Here is a 4,157-nt window from a genome sequence, read left to right as displayed (position 1 = left end):
GTTGTGGCTGTGGAACGCGCCGAAGATGGCGGAGCTTTTGGTGTTGAGACAGGCGCATGACTGCTCAAAGGCGTCGACGCTCTCCTGCGTTACGTCAATATGCCGGACGGAGAGGGCGTGAGCGACATTTCAGGTGACGTCGCGGCCGTGCCGAATTGATTTCGCTGGCTCCGTGGTCCGGCGCGTTGTGCGCGCTCATCATCACTCAGGCGCAGGATGTGCGTCTTCACACCATAATCATTGCGCCATCATGATCCGGCGCCATCCCTGGGAAAGTATTTAAACCGGCGTCCAATGATGGAGAAGACTCGCTTGTCCATCTGTCTAGAAAACCGGCGCCTCGACAGATTGATGTGATTTTGTCGATGTTTTCGAGGCTACGCTAACGGAAATTTTACTTCCGGCATGCATGATGACGATCATGATCGAGCAATTCCGACTGGAGCAATGTGTGTGAGCGTAATGGAATCATCCGATTTTGCGGAGGCTGATCCGGGCATGACCGAACCTCAGTCCGGGTTGGCGGATCGACGCACGCGGGCGTCACTTCGGCGATTGGCAGCAGGGGAGCAGCGCAAGCGGGCGATGCGACTGACCGAAGCGCTTCGTGAGGGCTTGTTTCGTCTGCGCTATCTGCCGCGCATGCGGCTTGGGGGGGCGCGTACCGGGACGGTTGATCGGATCGAGGGCGCCGAGTTGTGGGTGGGATTGCCGAACCGGCGGCGTGGCCTGATCCCGGTGGCTCCCCTGTTGCGCGATCTCGAAAAACCGGCGCTGCGCGGTGACATGCTACGCTACACCCTGGATGCCGCGGCGGAAGAGGTCGGACGATGGCCGGTGGACTGGCGGGTTGCCGTGCCGTTGCCGAGTCGAACCTTGGCCGATGGTGCCGTGTGCGACGCGCTGCTGGCCGCGCTTAATCGGGCGGGAATCGGCGAGGGGCGGGTAGATTTGCAGATCGACGAATCCGAACTGGTCGAAGGCGGGATGGCGTTGCACCATGCAATCGCCACATTGCGTGACCGTGGGGTCGGCGTGATCCTGGAGGGTTTCGGCGCGATGTTCGGCAGTCTGGCCTTGCTGCCGCGTCTGCCATTGACCGGATTGAAGCTCGACCGCCGATTGGCGCACGCCTTGGCGCCCGATGACGCGGCAGACGAGACCATCCTGATCCGGGCATCGGTGGAGATCGCGCATCGCCTGGGGGTCGCAGTAACGATCGATGGAGTCGAAACCGAGGCGGAAATGGCGCGAATTCGCAGGCTCGGGGTCGATCTGGTTCAGGGGCCATGGGTCGGGCCGGCGATGTCGGCCGAGGCAATCAGGGCGCGGGCGCACGGGCTCCACGAGCATGGGGTTGCCTGATTGCCGTCTCGTTTCGACGCGACCTCCGGAGCATGAGCGACTTTGAGAACGGCCGATGCCCGCGTTTAAACAAAGCGATTGACGCGAAACAAGTGAACCGGGGAACGTTCATGTTTGCTGAGCGATGGGTAGACGTGGGGCTTGGCGCAATTTCTGATCATTCTGCCTTGTATTCTGCGGCGAATAGGTCGTTCTAACATTCGCTGGGGGTGCGGCGCTCGAGGATCGAATTGATGGCTTTCAACAAGTCTGGAACGGCTCTCGCTGCGGCGGCGCGGCGCAGGATTTTCAGTTTGGTAAAGGCATTTTCGATCAGAGTGAAATCGGGAAAATAGGGCGGCAGGTCGCGCAGCCACGCGCCTGCGGCTTCGATCATCTTACGGGCCCCGCGTACTTCGTGAGCCGGCCGATTGTCGGTAATCACGATATTTCCCGGACGCGGTCCGGCGATCAAAACGCGCTCGACATAGGTTCGGAACGCGTCGCCATCCATGGCGCCGTCGATGATCCGGGGTACGATGATGCCGTCAAGGCGCAGGCCGGCGGTGACGGCGATGGTTTTCCGATGGCCGTCTGTTGCCAAATAAGTTTGGTTTCTGGCCAAGCGGCCCGAAACCGGGCGGCCCTCCTCAGTGTGGCAGCCCACTGGCCGGTGACGCGGCAGATGAGATGCCTGGCCCGGACAACACCACACCCCTCGCTTTCATTTCCGCCAACACAGCCGCTGCATTCGGGTTTCCCTGCCGTGCGAGCCCGATAATCCCCGCTGCCAGGAGATGAAGCTGATTGCGCGCCCGCAGGCTCTGCGGCAGCGCGGAAGCCTGCTCGACAGCGATGTGATCCAGCACATGGGTATTCTGTAACAGGCCAAGAGTCCGGGACCCGGATTGCAGCGTGAAAGCGACAAGCAGAAGACAGAGTGCCACGATCCAGATCGAACGCGGTTCGGATGAAGGATTGGGCCTCATGGTGCTGGCGCCTTGTTTGCCTTGTGGTTGATCCGGTATGACACGCCCGCCCGTTTCAATAGCGCGTCGAGCGCCGGATCATGGCTCGCCACGGCCTTGGTCGCGATGGCAATGATGAGTTGATCATCGATCCGCCCCAACGATACGGTCTGGGTCAGAAATGCCGCGCGGTGCTGGACTCCGACTTGCAAGGACCGATCCCACAGGCCGAGCAGGATGTTGGCCGTCACCAGCAACAAAACCAACCCGGAAAGCGCCGCAGCAACCCAGGCCATGATCCCCGCCCCGATCCGCCGGCTCCCAGGCGCATCGTCAAGTTCGGCGCCAGGGCCGAATTTCGGCATCACGCCGCTCATGCTGCGCTCCTCCGGTCAGAACGGCGAGCCGCACGGCGGGACGGGCCCGACCAGCGGATACCGACCAGCGCCAGCAACCCGGTGAGCAGCACCGCGAGCGATCCGGGTTCGGGCACCGGCACCGTGCTGCTGATCACGTCGCCCTCGATCGTCAGTGTCGCCGGCAGCATTTCGCTGTAGCCGCTGGCGTTGTAGCCGATTGCCGCCAGATCGATCTGCTCGCTGAAATTGCCGAGGCTCGAGGTATTGAAGCTGATCTGCGCCGGCCCGGTCTGCTGCCCTGCCGCGAGTCCGAGGAAGCTGTTCAGCCCGCTCAGACCGAAATCACCGGCACCCGAGGCGATGCTGTAGCCGCCCTTCAACAGATCCGACGTGCCGGTGGCCGCGTTGAACGTGAACAGCGACGCATCGACCACCGAACTCCCCTGCACCAGCGATCCGAAGTTCAGGGTGAACGCATTGCCGGTCCCGCTGAACGACCCCGCACCTCCCGATTTGCCAAAGGCCGCGACGGCATAATTGTCGATCTGCGCCGAGAGACTGACCGGAGAGGTGCTCAGTGCCAGATCCGCAAGGCTGGCGTCATGGCTGTTCAGCGCGAGATTGGCATCGCTCGTGAAGATCCCGGACTGGCTGGTATTCAACCCGACCGTCAGCGCGTTCGACGAGGTTCCCGCCGCAACCCCCGCGCCCGGCGTGCCGCTCGTGCCGAACGGCGAACCGGCGGCGGGTGTGCCGAAGCCGCCGGTGATCACATCGGTCAATGCCCCGCTCGCGGTGTTGGCGACATCGATCGCCTGTGCCGCCACCGTCTGACCGACATGCACGATCCCGAAATTCACGCTGGGCGTGACCGACGCCACCGCCGTCTGATACACCTTGCCGGTCAGCGCGACTCTGCCCGTGCCATCGGCGATGTCGGCGGCATTGTCCGTCCCCTGCCCGGTCGAGATGTAGTTCAGCGCCGCGGTGCCGGTGAACGTGCCGGAGGTTGCGGTGTTCAGCCCGACCGCGAGGCTCGAGCCGTTCGTCGCTCCGGCTGCGAGCGGTGTGGCCCCGATCGCGCCGGTTCCGCTGAACGGGCCGGAGACCGCGCCGAAATTCGCTTTCAGCGCCTCGGTATAGGGGTCGGGCGAGGTGTTGGTCAGGCTGATCGCCTGGGTCGGCGCGGCATCGCCCACCCGCGCCGCGAGGGTGACGGACGGGGTGTCAAGCGTCGGGTTCGCAAGCCGGTAGACATTGCCACTCACCGCAACGCTCTGGCCCGCGAGGTTCAGCACGCAATCGCCGGTGCAACCCTCCGGCGCGGAATCCGATTGCAGCGCGAGGTTGGCAGTGCCGGTCTGCGCCCCGGCGGTGCTGGTGTTCAGACCGATCACGAAGCTCGAATTGTCGGTCGCCCCCGCCGCCAGCTGATGGATGCTGGACAGGTTGGTGGATACCGCCGCACCGCTGGTGCTCAGCTGCG

The 4,157-nt window shown here is 63.5% G+C and carries 4 protein-coding genes; 1 reads left to right on the top strand and 3 read right to left on the bottom strand.

The genetic code is table 11. The features are described from left to right. The first annotated feature begins 498 nt into the window (after window positions 1-498). Complete coding sequence (locus ACP5E6_RS14305; RefSeq protein ID WP_427955015.1) at window positions 499-1,365, top strand: EAL domain-containing protein; 867 nt, start codon at window positions 499-501, stop codon at window positions 1,363-1,365. Between the two features lie 193 nt (window positions 1,366-1,558). Here ACP5E6_RS14305 and ACP5E6_RS14300 read toward each other — a convergent pair whose 3' ends face one another. The 3 genes from ACP5E6_RS14300 to ACP5E6_RS14290 all read right to left on the bottom strand — a co-directional run. Continuing rightward, complete coding sequence (locus ACP5E6_RS14300) at window positions 1,559-1,948, bottom strand: transposase (protein WP_427955013.1); 390 nt, start codon at window positions 1,946-1,948, stop codon at window positions 1,559-1,561. Window positions 1,949-2,329: 381 nt separating this feature from the next. Beyond that, window positions 2,330-2,689, bottom strand: coding sequence for a hypothetical protein (locus ACP5E6_RS14295; RefSeq protein ID WP_427955012.1), 360 nt, complete (start codon window positions 2,687-2,689; stop codon window positions 2,330-2,332). After that, a partial coding sequence (locus tag ACP5E6_RS14290; protein WP_427955011.1) for a choice-of-anchor D domain-containing protein occupies window positions 2,686-4,157 on the bottom strand: 1,472 nt, incomplete at its 5' end. The genes ACP5E6_RS14290 and ACP5E6_RS14295, both read right to left, overlap by 4 nt.

The organism is Acidiphilium sp., assembly GCF_049977125.1.
In the GTDB taxonomy this organism is placed as follows: domain Bacteria; phylum Pseudomonadota; class Alphaproteobacteria; order Acetobacterales; family Acetobacteraceae; genus Acidiphilium.
Note: the sequence above shows the minus strand (reverse complement) of the source record. Positions and strands in the feature narration are given on the sequence as shown.